We start from the raw sequence: 19,713 nt of genomic DNA, 5'->3' as shown, positions 1-19,713 counted from the left end.
CGCCCGGGATTGTTCAAGCGCCGGCGGTGGCGTAGACCCGGACGCATGACCGAGCCGCTGCAACTCTACTACTACCCCGGCGTCTGCTCCCTCGCCCCGCACATCGCCCTGCGCGAGGCGGGCGCGCGCTTCGAGCCGGTGCGCGTCGACCTGCGCACCCGCAAGACCGAGGCCGGCGACGACTTCGCGCGCATCAACCCGAAGGGCTACGTGCCGGCCCTGCGGCTGCCGGACGGCTACGTGCTGACCGAGACGGCCGTGCTGCTGCAGTACATCGCCGACACCTGGCCCGAGGCCGGGCTGGCGCCGCGCCACGGCGGGCTCGAGCGGGTCCGCTTCGACGAGCGGCTGACCTTCATCGGCACCGAGCTGCACAAGGGCTTCGCGCCGTTCACGATCATGCCGGGCGCGGGCGAGGAGGCGAAGCGGTGGGCGTCGCAGCGGTTGGCGGCGCGCGTCGAGCTGCTGGCGCGCGACCTCGGCGAGCGGCAATTCTTCCACGGCGAGTCGTTCACGGTGCTCGACGCCTACGCCTTCTTCGCCCTCCGCACCTACCACAAGGTGCTCGCCGCCGAGCTGCCGCCGAACCTCGCCGCGTTCCTGGCCCGCGTCGCCGAGCGGCCCGCGACCGTCGCGGCGTTCGCCGCCGAGGGCATCAAGGCGTGATCGCGGGCCTCGGCGCCGCCTCGTCGGGCGCTCCTCGTGCCGGCGGCTTGAATCTGTCCGCGCCGGCGAACGGGTGACTCATTGCGGGACGAGCGTCACGCGACGCCGCTCGTGCCGGATGGGATTGCGCCGCCCGGCGCTCCCGCGGCGGCGCTCTCCCCGGCCGCATCATGGAGGCGGAGGCTCTCGGCGATCTCGTCGCGGACCTGCTGAAAGTCGTCGTCCTCGGGCTCGTCGCCGGCCGAGCGGGTCGAATCCCACAGCTCGAGCGCCTCGACGAGCCGCGACCGGTCGTCGTGCGGGTTCTCGTGCAGCTGCACGGCGAGCAACCTTCGCGTCGCCGGATCGCCGGGAAACTGCGCCAGGAGGGCGCGAAGGCGCCGCTCCGCGTCGTCTTCACGGCCCAGCTCGACGCAGACGAGGACGAGCATGCGCCCCAGGAACAGCCGGTCGGCGCCGTACTCGTCGACGAAGGTGTGCTCGGCCCAGTGCTCGGCCTCCGCGAGCACGTCGGCGGCGAGCTGCGGGTGCTTTTCGACGAGCCGGAAGGCCAGGATGACCATGCGCGTGTAGGGACCGCCCAGGGGGAGACGAACACCGCTCACCTCGCCGGCGTCGTCCGGCCCGCCCCGCGCGCGCACGGCCGCGAGGAAGCGGATCAGACCGGCGAGTTGTCCGGCCCGATCGTCGTCCGGCAGATCCTCGGCGTCCGCGAGGATCGCCAGCAACGACTCGAGCGGCGGATCTTCGGGACGAAGGCGACGCCACAGCTCGACGGCGGCGAGCCCGAGGAAGTCGCGGTCCGGCGCCGGCAGCGAGCGCGACCGAACGGCGGGCAACCAGTGGATCCGGGACATGCGCCAGGCAGAGCCCCCGGCCGGCATCCGGGCGATGTGGGCCAGGACGTCGGTCCGCGAGACGACGAGGCCGCGCTCGGCGAGGGCGGCGAACAGGGCGTCGTCGGCGAGCGCGGCGACCTCGGCGTGCGTCCAGAAGCCCGGCATCTCCCGCCGCCAGCGCCACGGGGTGCCGCGGACGAGGAGCTCGCGCTCGCGGTAGCGATGGCTCAGGTACGGATGCACGACCGTCTCCTCGTCCACGCTCGGCACGAGGTCATCACCCGCGAGCCGACGCAGCCGGTCGGGCCTGACGGAGTCCTCCTTGCGGGCAGAGGTCCGCGCCCGCCGGCGCTCGACCTCCCGACGGTGTCGCTTCTCGGCGCGGCGTTGCGCGCTGCGGTGCTGTTGCTGGCTCATGTCGCGACCACTAGCCCACGGGCGTTTTCGCGCCAAGCGCCGCCGGCCGGCTCGCGGAGACTTTTAGACGTTGCGCCGCTCGATCGACGAAGTCCGGCGCGCTGGCGCGGGTACGCTGGCGCCGACGATGATCGCCGGTCCTTCCCACGACGACCGCAGCAGCCTCCGCTTCTTCGCGTTCTACGTCGGCAACGGCACCCTCTTCCTCCCCCGGGAGCGGGGCGAGGACGAGGTCGACTACCTCGACGCGCTGGTCGAGCCCGGCCCGGCGCTCGGGCGATTGTTCAGCGTCTACGCCCACGCCCGCGCCGCCGAGCTGCGCGGCGCACCGCTCGGCCCCGGCGGCCCCGGCCGACGCGCGGCGCGATGGTTCCGCAGCACCTTCCGCCCGGCGCAGACGGTCGAGCCCCCCGTACAGGAGGCCGAGCTCGCGCCCGGCTGCGGAGTGCCGTGGCTCGACGCGGTGGCCCGCTTCGCGGCGGCGCTCGGCGAGGGCCGGCTCGCGCCCGAGGTGCTCGCGGGCCGCGAGTACGTGTCGGCGTTGACCTGCGACGGCACCGGCGCCGGCAGCACGCTCGAGCTCATCGTGGCGATCTTCACGAACGTGCTGGCGCTCACCGGCGACGAGGCGACGGCCGTGCAGCGGACCGCGCAGCACGTCCGCAGCCTGGTCGACGACGACTACGTGGTCGAGCCGCCGTTCACCGAGGAAGAGACGGCGCTGTGGCTGTGAGGCGCGGCGACCGGACGGGACCTGCCCCCCGGGTCATGCCGCGCGACGCTTCCACTGTCTGGCGCTCCGCACCGGCGCGGCGCCCGGCCGATGCGGCCTCATTCGCGGCCACGCGTTCTGTCGCAGCACCTGTCGTTCAGGGCATGTTCTTCAATACATGCACCCAAGACCATGCCCTTTCGAACATGGCCCCCGGCGCCCCTGCGGCTAGTCGACGAAGTTCGGCGGCCCGGTGCGCTCGAGGTACTGGTCGAGCGCGTCCTGCAGCCGCTCGATCTTCGGGTCGCCGTAGGGCAGCGGCTTGTCGCCTTGCTGCTTGCGGGCCGACAGCGCCTCGTCGAGCAGGTTGCACACCAGCTTGTAGGTGCCGTCGAACACCGTGACCATGTTGTGGGTGGCGTCGCCGTTGGCGACGAAGCGCCAGGTCTCGGCGACCAGGATCCGGTTCTTGTTGGACGCGGGGTCGGACAGGATGCCGGCGAGGTCGCGGCCGTCGAGGCCCTCGGGCGCGGGGGTCTCGGTCCACTTGAGGATCGTCGGCATCACGTCGACGGTGCCGACGAGCTGCTTGGAGGTGGTGCCGGGGGCGAAGCCCGGGCCGCGGACGACCAGCGGCACGCGGATGTCGTCCTCGCCGACGCCGACGCCGTGGGTGCGCCGCTTGGCGCCGAGGCTCTCGCCGTGGTCGGCGGTGATGATGACGGCGATCTCGCGCTCCTTGGCGAGCTCGTCGATGCGCTGGAGCAGGCGGCCGACCTGCTTGTCGGTCCAGGCGATCTCGTGGTCGTACTTGCCGGCGACGCTGTTGCCCCAGCGCGGCACGCCGCGGTGCCACGAGTGGCCGCCGTGCGGGCCGAAGTAGTGGGCCCACAGGAAGAACGGGCGGTCCTTCGGCTGGGCGTCGAGGATCTTGATCGCCGCGTCGGTGACGGCGACGTCGAGCGACTTGCCCGAGACCTCCTGGTACTCGTCGAAGTCCGGGTAGGCGCCGGTCGAGGCGTCGAGGAAGCCGGTCGAGCCGTCGTCGATGACCGCGGCGGTGTACATGCCGCGCCGCTTCAAGTAGGTCTGCAGCGGCACGTACTTGTCGGGCGCGGGCAGGCCGAACTTGAGCTTGAGCAGCTCGCCGTCGTCGAGCTGGTCCATCTCGGTGCTGCGCAGCAGGCGGAACCGATTGGTCTCGTAGAACGGGTTCCACACCAGCCGCCGCGGGTACACCCCGCGGAACAGCGAGGACAGGGCGAGGCTCGTCCACGAGCCGCCGGTGTAGGCGCGGATGAAGCGGGTCCCGCTCTCGGACCACTTCTTCATCTCGGGGGTGGTGTTGCGCTTGCCGCCCCAGCTGACGTGGTCGGCGCGCAGGGTGTCGATGGTGATGAGGATGACGCTGGTCGGCGGCGGCGTGTCGGGGACCGGCGGGTCGACCGGCGGCGGCTCGACGGCCAGGTCGCCGAGGACGCAGTTGTCGTCGACGCCGTTGCCGGGCAGCTCGCGCGCGAACGGGTGGACGGCCGCGTTGAACGGCGAGCAGTCGCCGCCGCCGAGGATCGGCGAGTAGCCGTCGCGATCGACGTCGCCGAGGGTCCGCAGCGTCCGCAGCGACAGGCTCGAGAACGGCCGCGCGAGCAGCCCCGCGAGCAGGTCGCGGTCGCCGTCGACGACCACGAGCGCCCACGCGAACGGCAGCGCGAGCAGGCCGGCGCCGGCGCGGCGCCCCCACGCGGGCAGGCGCAGGCGCCGGGGCCAGTAGCGCATGCAGGCGACGCCGGTGATGGTGAACATCAGCACCGCCATCACGCGCAGCGCGGTGTGGGCCGCCGGGTAGTTGTCGACGCCGACCTGGCGGTCGGCGACGATGAAGCCGATCGCCCCCACGGCGAGCAGCGGGCCGGTCCACAGCGGGCGCTTCCGGGTGCGCGACAGCCAGGCCGGCTTGTCGGTCGACGGCTGGGCGACAAACCCCAGGATCGCCAGCCCCAGCCCCGCGCCGACGCCGGCCACCGCCGCCGCCACGGCGTCGGCGTGGTCCTTGCCGCCGAAGCGAGCGAACACCCCGAGCTGGTCCATGAGCCAGGCGGTGAGCCCGGCGCCGATCGCCAGCCAGGCGAGCGCTCGCCCCCACACGGGCAAGGGCCGGAGCCCCCGCAGCGCCCCGGCGAACACGCCTCCGAGCACCGCGCCGGCGCCGACCCCGACCCCGAGGGCGGCCAGCGCAGACGACACACCCACACCCTGCCCCCCGGCGGCGAAGTCGATCAGGGCAGCCAGGCCGGCGACCCCGGCGGCAAACGGAATATGGGCCAGGAACGCCGTTCTGGGCGGATCTTCGACGGACATCGCGGCAGCGCCGCATTGTGCCCGACGTCGCGGCGTGACGGAAGCGTGACGATGTTTGCCGGCCCCCACAGATGCAGAGGTCGGCGCGCCCGCCGGCCCGCCAGACGGCCTTTCCGCCCCGATTCCGGCCGCCTGCCCGGGCGCATGCCGTAGCGCACGAGGGTCGTGATCACTCCCCGGGGCGACGCGGCATCGCGCGCGACGCGCGACGCGCCCTCCGCGAGCGCCCCGCGCTCTCTCGCCCTGTCTTCGAAGACATGCTCCTTCGGGCATGTCCTTTGAACCCATCTGTGCTGGCTCGACTCGGCCCCGTTCTCGCCGCCTCTGCCGGGAGGAGCAGTCGGCCGGAGCCAGCGCCGGCGAACGCCGCGGCGAACACTCGCCGGCGAGCTCGACGAGGGTCCAATATCGGGCGCTGGCCACGGAGCGTCTCGCGCATGTCCGCTCGGACGTGGCGCCTCCTCGGGCGCTCGCTGCCCGCCGCCTCGCCCGCTCGGACGGGGGTCGAAGCGCCGTCACGGCCGCGAGCGCCGCGGGGCGCAGCCGACGACATGCCCTGTCTCTTGGGTCATGCCGCTCCGGCGCGCTCGGCCAGGCCGGCTGACGCTGGCCCGGCGGACATGCCCCTCTCGACATGTCCCGCCGACCAGCTCAGGACTTCTCGTCCTCGTCCTCGTCCTCGCCGTCCTCGTCCTCGGCGAGGTCCTCGTCGTCCTCGTCGTCCTCGTCGTCCTCGTCGTCCTCGCCGTACGGGTCGTAGTCGTCCTCCTCGATCCCGGCGATCGCACGCATCTCGGCGATCTCCTCGTCGCCGACGGCCAGCACCTCGGCGAGGCTGGCCCACGGGAAGCCGCCGGACTGGGCGAGGCCGAGGTACTTGCTGATGATCGCGGCGTCGCGGGCGTGGCCGCGGCCCTGATAGCACTTGATGCCGACCAGCGCGCCGGCCTTGACGTGCCCGAGGTCGGCGGCCTTGCGGTACCACTCGAACGCGACCGCGTCGTCCTGGGGCACGCGGTCGCCGGTCTCGGCGTAGTAGCCCTCGTTGAACATCGCCCGCGGCTGCCCGAGCGCGGCGGCCCTGGCGTTGTAGGCCCGGCCGGCGTCCGGGTCGCTGCGCCCGACCAGCACGGCGGCCTCGAACAGGCCGTCGGGGTTGCCCTTCTCGGCCGCGCGCACGGCCGCCGCGCGGGCCTCGTCCTCGTCGCCGTCGCTGCCGTCCGGCCCGGCCAGGCCGCGCGTCCACATGTAGCTGATCAGCACGTCGAGCGCGCCGCTCTCGTCCGCGGCGGCCTGGCGCGTCAACGCCGACCACGCCGCGCCTGCGAGCTCGGAGTCCTCGTGCTGCAAGATCCGCCGCGCCAGCCCGACCGCCGCGTCCTGGTGCCCGCCCTCCGCCGCCCGCTTGAGCGCCTCCAGCGACAGCGCGCGCAGCTCGTCGACCAGCTCCTCCTTGACCGGCGGCAGCCCGGCGATCTCGTCGGACTGGCGGAAGTCGAGGGCGACCTCGGCGACCCGATGTTGTTCGTACAGCTCCTCGAGGGCGCCCGTACGGGCCAGCGCGGCCTTCAACGCCTCGATCTTCTCGCGCGTGTCCTTCTCGCGTTCGTCCATCGCGCGACGCTACCGCGACCGCCGCGGGATTTCGCGGCGGCGGCGTGTGAGGAAGTCCGTCTCCGCGCCGCCGCGATCTCGCCGCCCACATCTCGCATCAGCGTCCGCCCGAGCCGGGCCCGCGGGCGGCCCGCCCGAACGGCTGCCTCTTCGGACAGGCGCACAGGGCTGCCGGGACATGTCCCCGGGGACATGCCTCTCCGGCGCCGACCGACGTTCCCCGCCCACCCGGGCGGTGACCGTGGGCCCGCGCCGACCGACGGACCTGGACCGACGGGGCCGGGCCAGGCGAGGCGCCGGCGGCGGCGGTCGTTCGAGCAGCGGCCGAATGTCACACCACGGGCCGGGGCCGCAACGGCCGCGAGCGTTCACGACGGGCGTTTTCGCACAACGCTCGTCCGACCGCGGCGCTCGCCGTACTGGCGCACCCGAGGGAGCTCCGAGCCGGCGTGTCCGCTCGACATGTCTCATACAACAGGTCCAGCGCGACCTGCCCGGCGAGCAACGAGCCGGCGCCCCGCTCGACATGTCTCATGGAACAGGTCCGTCGCGACCTGCCCCCAAAGCTCCGAGCCGGCGCCCCGCTCGACATGTCTCATGGAACAGGTCCGCCGCGACCTGCCCCCAAAGCTCCGAGCCGGCGCCCCGCTCGACATGTCTCATGGAACAGGCCCAGCGCGGCCTGCCCCCCCGGCGAGCACCGAGCCGGCGCGCCCCTCGACACATCTCATGGAACAGGTCCGTCGCGACCTGCCCCCGCCAAGCACCGAGCCGGCGCCCGCTCGACATGTCTCATAAAACAGGTCCAACCCGCCCTACCCCCGCCGGCACCGAGCCCGCGCGCCGCTCGACATGTCTCATAGAACAGGTCACCCACGCGACCTGTCTCCGCCGGCACCGAGCCCGCGCGCCGCTCGACATGTCTCATAGAACAGGTCACCCACGCGACCTGCCCCCGCCGACACCGAGCCCGCGCGCCGTTCGACATGGCTCATAGAACAGGTCACCCACGCGACCTGCCCCCGCCGGCACCGAGCCCGCGCGCCGCTCGACATGTCCCATAGAACAGGTCACTCACGCGACCTGTCCCCGCCGACACCGAGCCCGCGCGCCGCTCGACATGTCTCATAAACAGGTCCAGCCCGCCCTGCCCTCGCCGGCACCGAGCCCGCGCGCCCGCTCGGCATGTCTCATGGGCCAGGTCCCCACCAGCACCCGCGCCCCCAAGCCCCGATGCGCCGTTGGGCATGTCTTTTTTTAAAAAAAGATGCTCCCGCGAATCGAAGGTCCGCGCCGAGCGGGCCGGACTGCCCCATTGCGGCAGGCTGAGCTCGCGCCCGCCACCTCCTTTCCTTCTCCCTCGCGCGAAGACGCGAGCCGCGATCGTGTGCGCGCGCCCCCAAGCCCTTGCGCGGCCATGCACATTGCGCCGGCGTCATGTTTTGCCTGGCCAGCCGGCCCGACGAGAACACCCGGCCGCCGCGGATCGCCGCGGAACAACGGTCCTGCCCGACCTGCTCCTGAATCCCACGACGCGCCCCTGCTCGCCCGGGCGCGCGCCTCGGTCTCGATTCCGCGCCGCGGCCGGCGCGAATGTCTCCGCGCGACCACACTCGGGGACCTTCAGCAACCTCGGGCTTTGTGGATAGCCTGGCGACCGTCGGCGGACCTGTGTGTGCCGTCGGCAGATTGGATAGGGAGCGAGGATGCACTTGATGGCATGGATTGGAAGTACGGCCCATGGGCCGCCGCGCCCGTGGACGGCGCTCGGCGTCGTCGCGCTGCTCGCGGCGGCGTGCGCCGACGACACGACCACGGTCACCGACACCGCGCAGGGGACGACCACGGAGACGACGGACGGGCCGGGCACCACCGAATCGCCGCCGACCACCACGATTACGCCGACCACGGAGGCGCCGCCGACCACCTCGATCACGGGCACCGATTCGACCACCGCGGTCGACCCGACGGACCCGACCACCACCGGCACCACCGACACCACCACGACGACCACGACCACCACGACCACCACGACGGACACCACGGATACCGACACCGACGGCACCACCGGCAACGAGGTCGTCGGCAAGTCGATCACCCAGACCGTCAACAGCGGGACCGTGGCCCAGAGCCTCAACTTCCGCATGGTCTTCACGCTGGGTCAGCCGACCCAGAGCCAGGGCGTTTACACCTCGAACAACTTTCGCCTGCAAGGCGGCCTGATCGGCGCCAACGGGAACCCTCCATGACGATCCAACGATTCGCTTCCGTGTTAACGATCAAAAAATGGTGGCTCGGAGCGGTCCTCGCGGCCGCGTGGGCGACGCCGATCGAGGCCAGCGCGCTCGCCGTGCCCGAGCTCGTCACCCATCAAGGGCGCCTGTTCGACGCCAACGGCCTGCCCGTCGACGGCTCGCAGGACCTCACCTTCACCATCTACGACGCCGAGGTCGCCGGCAACGAGATCTGGTCCGAGACCATCACCGTCGACTTCGACGAGGGCTTCTTCTCGGTCCGCCTCGGCGAGCAATTGGCGCTCGACGAGAACGTCTTCGACGGCTCGACCCGCTGGCTCGGCATCACCGTCGGCGCCGACCCGGAGATGACCCCGCGCGCCGCCGTCGTCAGCGTCCCGTACGCGATGTTCGCCGGCGACGTCCGCGGCGAGATCAACCCCACCCATGTCAACATCCAGGGCTTCGGTCCGGTCATCGATCAGAATGGTCAATGGGTCGGCGATCCCTCGGGATTGATCGGACCCGCCGGCCCGCCCGGACCCGCCGGCCCCGCCGGCCCCGCCGGCGCCGAGGGCCCCCCGGTCCCGAGGGCCCCGCCGGCCCCCCGGTCCCGCCGGCCCCGCCGGCCCCGAGGGCGCCGCCGGCCCCGAAGGCCCGCCCGGCCCCGAAGGCCCCGCCGGCCCCGCCGGTCCCGCCGGCCCCGCCGGCCCGAAGGCCCCCAGGGGCCCGCCGGCGACGTCGGCCAACCCGGCCCCGCCGGCCCCGCCGGTCCGCAGGGCCCCCAGGGCCCCCAGGGCCCCGAAGGCCCGCAAGGCGCCCAGGGCCCGCAGGGCGAGCCCGGCCCGCAAGGTCCGCAGGGTCCGCAGGGTGAAACCGGCCCGCAGGGCGCCCAGGGCCCGCAGGGCGACCCTGGCCCTGCCGGCCCCCAGGGCCCGCAGGGCGACCCCGGTCCCCAGGGTCCGCAGGGCGTCCAGGGCGAGCCCGGCCCCGCCGGCCCCCAGGGCCCGCAGGGCGACCCCGGCCCGCAGGGTCCCCAGGGCGTGCAAGGCGACCCCGGTCCGGCGGGCCCCGCCGGCCCGCAGGGCGACCCCGGCCCCGCCGGCCCCCAGGGCGCCGACGGCCCACCCGGACCCGCCGGCCCTGCCGGCCCCGCCGGTCCTCAGGGCGCCCAGGGCCCGCAAGGCCCGATCGGGCCGATGGGCCCCGCCGGCCCCGCCGGCCCCGCCGGTCCTGCAGGCCCGATCGGCCCCGTCGGCCCGCAGGGTCCGCAGGGCGCCACCGGTCCGCAAGGCCCGCAAGGCCCGCAGGGTCCCACCGGCGTCGTCGCCGTCGCCCGCTTCATCGGCCAGGTCGGCAGCATCCCGCCCAACAACACCTGGACCTTCGCCGGACCGCCCGTGACCGTGACCACCGCCGCCAATCAGCGCCTCACCGGCTCCGCGATCTCGTCGCTCGGCCTCAGCGTCAACGGCGGCCTGTGGAGCAACGCGGACCTGTGTTACGCGCCGATCAACGGCGCGCTGAGCACGTTCTCGAACGCCAGCGGCGTCGAACACCGCTTCACCGGCACGCCCTTCCCGATCGGCGGCAGCGGCTCCGTGGTCCCGGGCGCCGGCACCTGGAACGTCGGCCTGTGTGTCCAGAACACCAGCGTCGTCCCCATCGACAACAACGGCTTCGTCACCGGCTGGGTGATGATCACCAACTGAGACCGCGCGCCCGGCTGCCGCTGGCAGCCGGGCGCCCGCTCCGGCACTCTCCCTCGCACTTGTCGACCTCGACGGCCATCCTCCTCGCCGGCGCCCTGATCGGCCTCGGCCTGTTCTTCGGCCTGCGCAGCCTGGCGCCGGCCGGTGCCGCGGCCGTCCCCGCGCCCGCGGCCCCGGCCCCCCGCCGGCCCCCGCGATGGATCCCAGCGCCGCCGAGCGCCACGCCGCCAACGCCCTCGCCTATCACCGCGGCATGCTGCGCCAGGACTGCTACCTCCCCGCGGTGGCCGGCGAGGCGACCCCGCCGCCCGTGCGGCTCGAGTTCAACTACACCTTCGACGCCGAGGGCGCGCAGATCGCCCGCGGCGCGGTCGAGACGCGCGGCGCCTCGCGGCCGGAGGTCACCGCGTGCGTGCTCGCCAAGCTGCCGCCGCTGCGGATCCCCCGGCCCGGCCAGACCGTGACGGCGACGCTCCCCCTGTCCTTCCCCTAATGACCTTAAAAACCTGTCCCAAGGAACATGGATGGCAACCCGCGGCTTTTACCTCGTGAGCGCGGCGCTGCTCGGCGGCAGCGCGGTCCTGCTGTGGCTCGTCCTCGGCGACTCGCCCTCCCCTGCCTCCGACGCGTCGACCGCCGCCGGTACGGCCGCGACCGCGGACGATCGCGCCCTCGGGGTCGGCGGCGCCGACTACGATCCGGCGCGCGGCCCTGTCGGCGGCGCAACGGCCACGAATCGGAGCGAGCCGGACGCGCTCGCGCAGACGTTCACCGCCGTCGCCGAACGGCCCGCGCGTCCGCCCGCGGCCGTCATGCCGCCCGAGCCGCCGGTCGCCGGCGGCCCCGGCCTCGCCGCCGCCAGCGAGGCCAGCGCCGCCGCCCGGCCGAGAGTCCTGGAGGCCGTGCGCGCCGACCTCGAGGCCCGGCGGGACGCCCTGCGTCAGGCCTGCTGGCCGCCCGGCTCCGACTTCGGCGCCACCTTCACCGTCGAGGCGACCTACGCCGCCGACGGCGCGATGCTCACGCTCGGCGTGTCCGACGTCCCCGGCATGCCCGGCGTCGGGGCTTGTCTCATGGGGCAGCTCGCCCAGACCCCGCCCGCGCTGGCCGGCCCGCCCGGGGCCGACGTCACGGTCGCCGTGCCGGTCGTCTTCGCGGGTGCCGAGAGGCCGCCGGAGCCGTCCCCGCGCGCGTTCGGCGGGTCGCCGGGCGAGGGACGCTGACGCCGGCGCTCCCGCAATTCTCGTCGCTCGCGCGGACCCGTGCGACCTGGCCGAGGCGACATGTCCTCGAGGTCCTATCGCCGTCCGCCACCGGCCCGCCGTGGCGCGACCACGACGCGCAAGCTGACCGCCGTTCGCCTGTCCGCGTCCGTCTCCCGTCCTGCGAACGCGCCCGCGCTGCGCAGCGCTTGCGCCCCATTTTCGCCCATTGTCGCCGCGGCGCGACACCTAACGTCGATTCATAACACGGTTCGGGGCATCCTCACCTCGAGCAACCTCGGCTGCGGCGGCTTGCCCGTTCGGCCCTGGCGCAAGACGATGGCGGGCATGCAAAGCGACCCCGGGTATCTTCAGCGCGCGCGGCGAATCGTCGACGAGGTCATCGTGCCCCACGCCTGCGACGTCGATCGCGGCGAGTTTCCACGGACCGCCATGCGCAGCCTGGGGGCCGCGGGCCTGCTCGGCCTCTTGAGCGGCGAGGACGTGGGTGGCGCCGGCCTCGGCCTGCGAGCCGCGGCCGAGGTCGTCGAGCTCGTCGGCGGCGCGTGTGGATCGACGGGCATGGTCTTGTGTATGCATTATTGTGGGACCGCGGTGATCGAGCGCCACGGTCCGCGCCCGGTCCGGGCCGCCATCGCCGCCGGCGAGCACATCACCACCCTCGCCTTCTCCGAGGCCGGCTCGCGCAGCCACTTCTGGGCCCCCGTCAGCACCGCAAGGGCCGTCGGCGGCAAGATCCGCCTCGACGCCGAGAAGAGCTGGTCGACCTCCGCCGGCCAGGCCGACAGCTACGTGTGGTCGAGCCAGCCCGTCGCCGCCCAGGAGCTCAGCACTTTGTGGCTGGTCCCCGCGAGCGCCCCGGGCCTCAGCATCCCGCGCCCGTTCGACGGCCTCGGCCTGCGCGGCAACTCGTCGGCCCCGATCCGCGCCGACAACGTCCTCGTCGACGAATCGGCGATGCTCGGCCTCGACGGCGGCGGCCTCGACATCATGATGACCACCGTCCTGCCGCACTTTCAGGTGCTCTCGGCCGCCTGCTACGTCGGCCTCGTCGACGCCGCCGTGACCGGCGCGATCGCCCACGCGAGCCGGGCCCGCTTCGCTCACATCGATCAGACCCTCGCCGACCTGCCGACGATCCGAGCCTTCGTCGCGCGCTGCGTCGTCAAGCGCGACATGGCCCGCGCCCTCCTGAAGGACACCCTCGCCGCCCTCGAGGGCAACCGCCCCGACGCCCAGCTCCGCGTGCTCGAGGTCAAGGCCGCCGCCGCCGAGGTCGCCACCGAGGTCACCGGGCTGGTCATGCGGATCTGCGGCGGCGCGGCCTATCGCAAGGACGTCGGCGTCGAACGCCAATTCCGCGACGCCCACGCCGCGACCGTGATGTCGCCGACCACGGACCTGCTCTACGACTTCATCGGCAGGCGCGCCTGCGGCATGCCGATGCTGTGAAGCAAACCCGCGACGAACGCCCCAGGCCACAGCTCGCTCGCCGCGTCGCCGTGGACGGCGGTAGCGATCTGTACGGACCTCGATCCCCTCGTGAGCGATCGTCACGCGCGCGAACCGAGCCGCGCCGCGGCCGAGCGCGAGGCCCTTCAGCGGCACCACGACGCCGCCGCGCTCGCAATCGTCGGGTCGTCGACGAAAAAAACTGCCGCGTGGAATAGACCCCGCCGGGGCCTTGTTCAGCGCCTCGTCGCGCATGCGGACCTTTCCAAGGAACAAATCGGTGAAACGGCAAGTACGAGGTGTGATCATCTCCAGTCTATTCATGCTGCCGCTCGTGTCGGGCTGTCCCGACGGCAAGGGCGAGGCGACGGAAGGCAGCAGCACGAGCGGCGGAGACACGTCCGGGAATGGCATGACCGACGGGAGCCCGACCGAGGGGAGCCCGACCGAGGGGGGCACGACCGGAGGCAGCACCGGCAGCGACAACACGACCGACGACGACACGACCGGGGGCAGCACCGGCGGCGACGGCACGACGGGCGACCCCGGAGACACGTCGCTCTGCCCGAGCGCCTGTGACAAGCTGGTCGCCTGCGAGATCGAGGAGACCGTTCGTGAGTGTGTCTCGTGGTGCGAGGAGCTGGAAAATGACATTGCGATGCTCGACCCGCGCGTGTTCCCCGGGTGTGTCGAGCGGGTCGCGGAGTTCCTCCAGTGCACCAGCATGGAACTCATGTGCTTCGAAACCGAACCGTGCGCGGGCCTCCTCGCGGCGATCGAGGAGGATTGCGGCTGCGAGATGCTCGCGGAGGGCGACGTGGAGGGGAAGGCATGCACCTACCACGAGCGATGCGGGGTTGTCTCCCGCGATGTCGACTGTACCGGCGATACCTGCGTCTGTAAGGTGAACGGCGAGGTCGTCGGCGAGTGCGAGCACCCGATGATGGTCTGTGAAAAGATCGGCCCGGACGGCGATGTCGCCGCCGCTGCGGGCGAGTGCTGCGGCTGGGAGCCCTTCGAGCTGTAAGAATGAGCCGTCCGCGCGCGCCCGGGGCGTGGCGAGCGCCCCGGCGTTCGGGCGGCGCGCCGCCGACATGGGCTCGCGCGCGGAGCGCGGGACATGTATCAGGGCCACGCGGATCTTCGCGCGCGAGGGTGACGGCGGGAATTCCTCGGTGCTGATCGATGCAGCGTCGCGCTCATGCCGAAGTGGTCGGACAGCTCGAAGCTGCCGGCGGCGCCGAAGTCGAGCGACTCGGTGTACACCAGCTCGCTGGCGGCGACCCGGACGTGGCGCGCGACGTCGCGGATCATGAGGTAGTCGAGCCGCGCCGGGCACTCGGTCGCCGCGACCTGCTGGAAGTACCGCGAATTGCAGTCGGTCGCGGCGAAGGTGTCGACCGGGACGTCGGCGCAGCGACCGGCGAGCGGCGCGTCCGCGTCGGTGCCCTGCGAGAACGGCAGCACCAGCCGGTTCATGCGCGCGACGTCGCGGGCCGGCGCGAGCCCGCTGTGGGCGCCATCCAGCCCGCCGTGGTGGAGCATCAGCGGGTACATCATCGCGTTGTGCCACCGGCCCGAGACCACTGCGTCGCAGGTTCGAACCCTTGACAGATGATCTGCGTTGCGGCGTCGGACGGACGCTCATCGACCGGGGGGAGGCCAAGGTTCATCGCCGCAGCATGGACTGGGGCCTCGCGGCGGAGGCCGCAGCGCAGGGCCGCCTGTGTTCGCGTAGGCGGCTCTCACGCGGCCCCGGTCGGGGGGCCGCTGCGTCGCACTTCGGCGACTACTTGCAGAGCTGCGCGTCGACGACTGCGGCTTGGCCCTGCCAATCCTTGACGGCGACGCCGAGAGCGTCGGCCGATCGGTTGCGCTCGGCCACCTCCGCCTCGGTCGTCGGGGCCTTCTGCGCCCGCTTGAGCGCCTGCACCAGTGTTTGCGTGCGAGCGCTCAAGAGCTTCAGCTCGGGCGCGGTGGTGGACGTGAGCGCCGCGTGCAGCGTTTCCGCCCCCGGCAGCGCGCCCTTGGTGTCGAGCTTGTCGAGCGCCGTCCGGACCTCGGCGATCAGCGGCTTCACGTCCTCGCAATCGCCCGGGGCACATCCGGAGAGCGCCCCCATGCTCGAGCTTGCCAGTGCCGCGGCCACGACGACCCACCATTCTTGCTTCCATGCGCGCCAGGTTCTGTGCATGCGCCGGATGATGCCGCGAAGCCGGGCCGCCGCCGTCGCCCAACTTGCGTCGGCGCGCGCGACGGGTCGGCTCGAATTGCGTAGCGCCGCCCACCGCGGCAGCGCCCTCCCGGCGTCAGCTCGCCGGAGCGCTGTCGCGGGGCTTCGCCGTCCTCTTCATCGACGCCCCGCTCGCGGCAGCAGAGCCGCGGGGTCGTCACACAAGCCCGCGCTTGGCCAGGGCCGTCGCCAGCGCCGAGCGCGAGCCGATGTCGAGGCGCGTGTAGATGTGGTCGAGGTGGCTGGTCACCGTCCGGGCGCCGATCCCGAGGGTCGCCGCGATCTCGGCATTGGTCAGCCCCTGACACACGAGCTTGGCCACCTCGAGCTGGCGCGGGCTGAGGTCGAGCGGCGGGAGGGGCGTCTCCTCGCGGGGATCGGCGTCGAAGGTGAAGCACAGGCGGGCCACCGGGCCGACCTCGATACGGTCCTGTCCGCGGAGGATCGTCAGGTCGACGCGGACGCCGTTGACGTGGGTGCCGTTGGTCGAATCGAGGTCGATCAGGTTGAAGATGCCGTCGCCGGCGCGGACGATCTTGAAGTGGCGGCGCGACACCCCGCTGTCTTCGAGCACCAGGTCGGCCGCCGGGTCGCGGCCGACCAGGAACTCCGCGCGCTCGAGGCGGACCCGACGGCCCGCCGCCGCCCCTTGCAGCACCACCAGCCAGGGATGGGTCGGCTTCGGCGGGCGGCTCGGTGGTGGGTGGCGGGTGGTCTTGTCGCCGGCGCCCATCGAGCGGCATTCTAGCAAGCCCGCTGCGGCCCAACGATGCGCCCGACGACCCAACTCGACAGCCGAGGCGACGGCTCCATCCACGACCCCAGGCCGGCCGTCGCGCGCGGCACGGTCGTCGGGCGCTACCTCACCTTGCGGGAGGTCGGTCGTGGCGGCGGCGGCATCGTCGTCGAGGCCTTCGATCCCGACCTCGACCGGCGCGTCGCACTCAAGCTGCTGCCGATCGCCGCGGGCCGGGATCGCCAGCAGCTCGCGCGCGAGGCCCGGGTCCTGGCGCAGTTCACCCACCCCAACATCGCCGCCGTCCACGACATCGGCGCCACCGACGAGTGGGTCTACATCGCCATGGAGTTGGTCGAGGGCGGCGACCTGGTCGCCTGGCTCGGCCAGCGCCCGCGCGGGGCCGCGGAGATCCTCGCCGTGTTCGTCGACGCCGGCCGCGGCCTGCTCGCCGCCCACGCCAAGGGCCTCGTCCACGGCGACTTCAAGCCCGGCAACGTCCTCGTCGGCGACGGGCGCGTCCGCGTCACCGACTTCGGCCTGGCGAAGCTCGATCCGGCGACCCGGCACGGCCTCGCGCCGGGGGACCCGCGGCGCGGGCTCGTCGAGGACCGGCCGAGCGCCGGCGGCACCCCGGGCTTCGTCGCCCCCGAGGTCGAGCGCGGCTGCGAGCCCGACGCCCGCGCCGATCAATTCGCCTTCTGCGTCTCGTTGCTGTGGGCCCTGACCGGGGAGCTCCGCGGCGAGCCGGCCGATCTCGAGGTCCGGATGGCGCGCCGCGGCGTCCCGGCGCGGGCCCGTCGGGCCATCCTGCGCGGCGTCTCATCGGCCCCCGACCAGCGCTTCCCGGGCATGGAGCCCCTCCTCGCCGAGCTCCGGCCCCCCGGCGCGCGCCGCTGGCCGTGGCTCGCCGGCGGTCTTCTCGGCCTCGCCCTCGCCGCAGGCGTCGCGTTCGCCCGACTCAACGGCGGCGACGCCGAGCGGGTCGACGCGTGCGCCGCCGGGCAAAGCGCCCTCGCGCGCGCCTGGAGCCCGGAGCGGGCCGCTACGCTCGACGCCAAGCTCGCTGGGAGCACCGCCCCGGCCGCGCTCGTAGCCTGGGTCGACGCCTGGCGGGCCGCCCACCTCCAGCTCTGCGGCGAGCCCGACCCCTCGCCGCTCACCGCCGCGCGCCGGCGTTGCCTCGACGACGCTCTTGGCGAGCTCGACGCGCTCACTCGCGCCCTCGCCGAGGCCGACGCCGCCGTGGTCGACCGGGCCGCCGACGCCGTCGCCCGCCTCGGCCAGCCGCAGGCTTGCCTGCGCCCTGACTGGCGGCCTCCGCCGCGCGTCGCCGCGCCCCCGGCCGACGCCGCCGAGGCCGTGCTGGCCGCCGAGGAGGACCTGCGGATGGCCGAGGCGTACCAGCGCGCCGGCCAGTCCGCGCGCGCGCGCGCCCGGGCCGAGGCTGCGCGGGACGTCGGCGAGGCCGCGAGCTACCAGCCCGTGCTCGCCGCCGCCCACTACCAGCTCGGCCGCGCGCTCATGGACGAGGGTCGCTACGACGACGCCGAACAGGAGCTGCGGCGCGCCTTCGCGGCCGCCCTGGCCGGCGGCGACGACCGCCACCTCCTCGCTGCCGCCAGCCTTCTCCTCTACTGCGTCGGTTTCAGCCGCGGCGACGCCCAGGGCGGCGCCCTCTGGCAGACCCTGAGCGCCGCGGCGCTCGCCCGGACCGGCGGCGGCACGGAGGCCGAGGCGAACTATTGGGACGCCAGCGGCGCCTTCGCCATCGTCCGCGGCGACTACGCGGCCGGCCGTGCCGCCTACGAGCGCGCCCTCGCGCTGCGCCGCGTCCTCTTCCCACCCGAGCACCCCGAGCTGGCCTGGTCGCTGTCCGGCCTCGCCGCCATCGACGTCGAGCAGCGGGCCTTCGCCGACGCCGAACGGCGCAGCCGCGAGGTCCTGGAGCTGCGGCAGCGCGCCCTCGGCCCGGGCCACCCCGACCTGATCGTCGCCCACACCACCCTCGCCGCCGCTCTCATTGAGCTGGGCAGGCATGACGACGCCATCGTCGAGCTCGAGCAGGCGATCGCCATCGGCGAGGCCCGCCTCGGCGCCGACAGCCCGCGCCTCGTCGGCGCCCGCAACAACCTCGCCAGCGCTCTCAACCGCCGCGGCGAGCACGCCCGTGCGCGCGACCTCTACGCGACCGTCCTCGCCCACTTCCAGGCCACCCGCGACGCCGACGATCCCTTCGTCGCCCTCGCCCACAACAACCTCGGCGGCACCTACTACAAGCTCGACGACCCCGCCGCCGCCCTCGAACACCACCGGCGCGCCCGCGAGATCTGGACCGCCCGCTTCGGCCGTGAGCACGCCAAGGTCGCCCTCGCCCACAACGGCGTCGCCGCCGATCTCCTGGCCCTCGGACGTTGCCACGCCGCCCGCGAGGCCATCACCGAGGCGCGTGCGATCCTCCCCCCCGGCGACCCGCTCACCCCCCACCTCGACAACACCCGGGCCAAGGTCGCCCTCTGCGAGGGTCGGGCCGCCGAGGCCGCCGCGGCCGCCGAGGACGCCCTGACCCACGGCCGCGCCGTCTTCGGCGAGCAGAGCCCCCAGCTCGCCGCCTTCCTCGTCACCCGTGCTCTCGCACGGCTCGACCTGCGCGATTTCACGGCCGCCCGCGCTGACGCCCTCGAAGCGGCCGCCCGCGCCGACGCCGGCGACGGCAACCTCCGCGCCCTCGCCCTCCTGCTCGCCGCTCGGGCCGCCCGCGACGCCGGCGACCACGACGACGCCCGCGACTTCGCCGTTCGGGCCCTCGCCGCCGCCCCGGGCGAGCAGGCCCGCTCGCGCGCCCTGCGGCAGGAGCTCGCCCGCCTGCCGCCCGGGTAGCGGCCCCGGCTCGCGGCGTCCGGCACCGACGGCACAGCGCTACGCAATTCGAGCCGACCCGTCGCGCGCGCCTACGTAGGGTGTGCGACGACGACGGTCCCGGCTTCGGGGCATCGTCGGCGCATGCATAGGACCTTCATCATCGTGGCCCTCTTCGGGCTTGTCGCGGGCGCCGGCTGCAGCAAGAAGTCGGCGTTCGTCGAGCAGTGCGTCAAGGCGGCCGACGCCTACGTGGCCGCCCGCGACAAGCGCAGCCCCGAGGCCGTCCAGCACATCACGACCGCGACCAACCTCTGCCGGGTCGCCTGCGCCGCCGGCAAGGGTGATCCCGACGCCTGCGCGGCCGACGACCGCGTCGTCGTGGCCCTCTGCGAGCTCGAGGGCAAGGACGCATGCGCGCGCATGTGCAACGAGGACAAGGACGAAGCCGCCTGCGCCAAGGTCAAGAGCATGTAGATGCAGGAGCGCGACGGGCCGAGGCGAGCGGGCACCCTCTCGCTCCGCCCGCTCGCCTCGCGCCCGGCCTTCATCGCCCTCGCCGCGCCGACCTCCGCGCCCGACATCGCGGCGACGAGCACCTCCTCGCCACGCAGCCGATCCTCGCGCCCCGCTCGTCTCTCCCGCCCCGGCGCGCCTC

16 protein-coding genes are annotated in these 19,713 nt (G+C 73.7%); 10 read left to right on the top strand and 6 right to left on the bottom strand.

The features are described from left to right. Positions 1-45 precede the first annotated feature (45 nt). The gene (locus tag NAEX_RS33415; RefSeq protein ID WP_245913850.1) at positions 46-666 is read left to right on the top strand and encodes a glutathione S-transferase N-terminal domain-containing protein; all 621 of its coding nucleotides are present in this window, start codon (positions 46-48) and stop codon (positions 664-666) included. 95 nt (positions 667-761) lie between these two features. On the opposite strand, the gene NAEX_RS33410 is transcribed toward NAEX_RS33415, so the two are convergent. Next, positions 762-1,958, bottom strand: coding sequence for a tetratricopeptide repeat protein (locus tag NAEX_RS33410; RefSeq protein WP_143141147.1), 1,197 nt, complete (start codon positions 1,956-1,958; stop codon positions 762-764). Between the two features lie 34 nt (positions 1,959-1,992). On the opposite strand from NAEX_RS33410, the gene NAEX_RS33405 reads away from it, so the two are divergent. Continuing rightward, positions 1,993-2,655 carry a DUF7677 family protein gene (locus NAEX_RS33405; protein ID WP_096331531.1) on the top strand — a complete coding sequence of 221 codons (663 nt, stop codon included), beginning with the start codon at positions 1,993-1,995 and terminating at the stop codon, positions 2,653-2,655. A 207-nt stretch (positions 2,656-2,862) separates the two neighbouring features. Here the strand turns inward: NAEX_RS33405 and NAEX_RS33400 are convergent, their stop codons facing one another. Next, positions 2,863-4,992, bottom strand: a complete 2,130-nt coding sequence (locus NAEX_RS33400) for a sulfatase (RefSeq protein ID WP_143141146.1) — start codon at positions 4,990-4,992, stop codon at positions 2,863-2,865. A gap of 651 nt (positions 4,993-5,643) precedes the next feature. Further along, the gene (locus tag NAEX_RS33395; protein ID WP_096331529.1) at positions 5,644-6,606 is read right to left on the bottom strand and encodes a tetratricopeptide repeat protein; all 963 of its coding nucleotides are present in this window, start codon (positions 6,604-6,606) and stop codon (positions 5,644-5,646) included. Between the two features lie 1,706 nt (positions 6,607-8,312). On the opposite strand from NAEX_RS33395, the gene NAEX_RS51095 reads away from it, so the two are divergent. From NAEX_RS51095 to NAEX_RS48675, 6 genes are all read left to right on the top strand, one after another. Beyond that, positions 8,313-8,855 (top strand): hypothetical protein, encoded by a 543-nt coding sequence (locus tag NAEX_RS51095; RefSeq protein WP_170136209.1) that lies wholly within the window; start codon positions 8,313-8,315, stop codon positions 8,853-8,855. Positions 8,856-8,875: 20 nt separating this feature from the next. Beyond that, a complete protein-coding gene (locus NAEX_RS53260) occupies positions 8,876-10,552 on the top strand; it encodes a collagen-like protein (RefSeq protein ID WP_245914000.1) in 1,677 nt (558 codons plus the stop codon). A 196-nt stretch (positions 10,553-10,748) separates the two neighbouring features. After that, a complete protein-coding gene (locus NAEX_RS33380) occupies positions 10,749-11,045 on the top strand; it encodes a hypothetical protein (protein WP_096331527.1) in 297 nt (98 codons plus the stop codon). Positions 11,046-11,076: 31 nt separating this feature from the next. After that, positions 11,077-11,775, top strand: coding sequence for a hypothetical protein (locus NAEX_RS33375; protein WP_096331526.1), 699 nt, complete (start codon positions 11,077-11,079; stop codon positions 11,773-11,775). A gap of 327 nt (positions 11,776-12,102) precedes the next feature. Next, positions 12,103-13,227, top strand: a complete 1,125-nt coding sequence (locus tag NAEX_RS33370; RefSeq protein WP_096333806.1) for an acyl-CoA dehydrogenase family protein — start codon at positions 12,103-12,105, stop codon at positions 13,225-13,227. 253 nt (positions 13,228-13,480) lie between these two features. Then, on the top strand, positions 13,481-14,254 hold the full coding sequence (locus NAEX_RS48675) for a hypothetical protein (protein WP_143141145.1): 774 nt from the start codon (positions 13,481-13,483) through the stop codon (positions 14,252-14,254). A 98-nt stretch (positions 14,255-14,352) separates the two neighbouring features. Here NAEX_RS48675 and NAEX_RS33365 read toward each other — a convergent pair whose 3' ends face one another. The 3 genes from NAEX_RS33365 to NAEX_RS52380 all read right to left on the bottom strand — a co-directional run bounded on the left by NAEX_RS33365 (position 14,353) and on the right by NAEX_RS52380 (position 16,193). Further along, positions 14,353-14,814 (bottom strand): hypothetical protein, encoded by a 462-nt coding sequence (locus NAEX_RS33365; RefSeq protein ID WP_096331525.1) that lies wholly within the window; start codon positions 14,812-14,814, stop codon positions 14,353-14,355. Positions 14,815-15,016: 202 nt separating this feature from the next. After that, a complete protein-coding gene (locus tag NAEX_RS33360; RefSeq protein ID WP_143141144.1) occupies positions 15,017-15,421 on the bottom strand; it encodes a hypothetical protein in 405 nt (134 codons plus the stop codon). Between the two features lie 196 nt (positions 15,422-15,617). Beyond that, positions 15,618-16,193 carry an FHA domain-containing protein gene (locus NAEX_RS52380; RefSeq protein WP_096331523.1) on the bottom strand — a complete coding sequence of 192 codons (576 nt, stop codon included), beginning with the start codon at positions 16,191-16,193 and terminating at the stop codon, positions 15,618-15,620. Between the two features lie 36 nt (positions 16,194-16,229). Between NAEX_RS52380 and NAEX_RS33350 the strand changes: the two genes are divergently transcribed. Together NAEX_RS33350 and NAEX_RS33345 are read left to right on the top strand one after the other, a co-directional pair. Next, positions 16,230-19,076 (top strand): serine/threonine-protein kinase, encoded by a 2,847-nt coding sequence (locus NAEX_RS33350; protein WP_096331522.1) that lies wholly within the window; start codon positions 16,230-16,232, stop codon positions 19,074-19,076. A 123-nt stretch (positions 19,077-19,199) separates the two neighbouring features. Continuing rightward, on the top strand, positions 19,200-19,532 hold the full coding sequence (locus tag NAEX_RS33345; RefSeq protein WP_096331521.1) for a hypothetical protein: 333 nt from the start codon (positions 19,200-19,202) through the stop codon (positions 19,530-19,532). The last annotated feature ends 181 nt before the right edge of the window (positions 19,533-19,713 follow it).

Source organism: Nannocystis exedens (assembly GCF_002343915.1).
GTDB lineage: Bacteria > Myxococcota_A > Polyangia > Nannocystales > Nannocystaceae > Nannocystis > Nannocystis exedens.
The sequence above is the reverse complement of the archived record's forward strand: the minus strand, read 5'-3'. Positions and strand labels throughout refer to the sequence as shown.

Excerpts from the sequence above, each read along its gene's own strand:
- NAEX_RS33415 (WP_245913850.1), top strand. The coding sequence starts at position 46 with ATGACCGAGCCGCTGCAACTCTACTACTACCCCGGCGTCTGCTCCCTC.
- NAEX_RS33400 (WP_143141146.1), bottom strand. The coding sequence starts at position 4,992 with ATGTCCGTCGAAGATCCGCCCAGAACGGCGTTCCTGGCCCATATTCCG.
- NAEX_RS33395 (WP_096331529.1), bottom strand. The coding sequence starts at position 6,606 with ATGGACGAACGCGAGAAGGACACGCGCGAGAAGATCGAGGCGTTGAAG.
- NAEX_RS51095 (WP_170136209.1), top strand. The coding sequence starts at position 8,313 with ATGCACTTGATGGCATGGATTGGAAGTACGGCCCATGGGCCGCCGCGC.
- NAEX_RS33380 (WP_096331527.1), top strand. The coding sequence starts at position 10,749 with ATGGATCCCAGCGCCGCCGAGCGCCACGCCGCCAACGCCCTCGCCTAT.
- NAEX_RS33375 (WP_096331526.1), top strand. The coding sequence starts at position 11,077 with ATGGCAACCCGCGGCTTTTACCTCGTGAGCGCGGCGCTGCTCGGCGGC.
- NAEX_RS33370 (WP_096333806.1), top strand. The coding sequence starts at position 12,103 with ATGCAAAGCGACCCCGGGTATCTTCAGCGCGCGCGGCGAATCGTCGAC.
- NAEX_RS48675 (WP_143141145.1), top strand. The coding sequence starts at position 13,481 with ATGCGGACCTTTCCAAGGAACAAATCGGTGAAACGGCAAGTACGAGGT.
- NAEX_RS33360 (WP_143141144.1), bottom strand. The coding sequence starts at position 15,421 with ATGCACAGAACCTGGCGCGCATGGAAGCAAGAATGGTGGGTCGTCGTG.
- NAEX_RS52380 (WP_096331523.1), bottom strand. The coding sequence starts at position 16,193 with ATGGGCGCCGGCGACAAGACCACCCGCCACCCACCACCGAGCCGCCCG.
- NAEX_RS33350 (WP_096331522.1), top strand. The coding sequence starts at position 16,230 with ATGCGCCCGACGACCCAACTCGACAGCCGAGGCGACGGCTCCATCCAC.
- NAEX_RS33345 (WP_096331521.1), top strand. The coding sequence starts at position 19,200 with ATGCATAGGACCTTCATCATCGTGGCCCTCTTCGGGCTTGTCGCGGGC.